Source organism: Streptomyces violaceorubidus (genome assembly GCF_000717995.1).
In the GTDB taxonomy this organism is placed as follows: Bacteria; Actinomycetota; Actinomycetes; order Streptomycetales; family Streptomycetaceae; genus Streptomyces; species Streptomyces violaceorubidus.
The window spans coordinates 1-384 of sequence record NZ_JODM01000167.1 but is presented as its reverse complement, the minus strand read 5'-3'; the positions used below and the strand labels follow the sequence as shown (position 1 = coordinate 384).

At 64.8% G+C, this 384-nt stretch carries 1 protein-coding gene; it reads right to left on the bottom strand.

Features of this window, described 5'->3' with window-relative positions; all coding sequences use genetic code 11:
- Nucleotides 1-384, bottom strand: a 384-nt coding sequence (locus IE94_RS36785; protein WP_037924934.1) for an acyltransferase domain-containing protein, incomplete at both ends; no start/stop codon positions are given.

The following is a 384-nucleotide window of genomic DNA, read 5'->3' as shown; positions in this document are numbered from 1 at the left end:
CCCGTGGGTGTGGAGGTGTGCTGCGGAGGTGAGGAGTCGGGTGAGGGTGCCTTCGTTGCGGCGGAGGGTGCCGGTGATGGTGTCGGCGCCCTCGACTTCCTCGATGCTGTAGGTGAGGACGGGGTGGGCGCTGGATTCGATGTAGGTGGTGTGGCCGCTCTTGGTGAGCTGTTCGATGGCGGTGTGGAAGTGGACGGTCTGGCGGAGGTTGCGGTACCAGTAACCGGCGTCGAGTTCGGTTGTGTTGAGGAATCCGGGCTGGACGGTGGAGAAGAAGGGCACTGTGGAGGTCTGGGGTGTGATGCCCGCGAGGGCTTCGGTCAGGTGCTGCTCGATGGTTTCGACGTGCGCGGAGTGTGAGGCGTAGTCGACGGGGATCAGCCG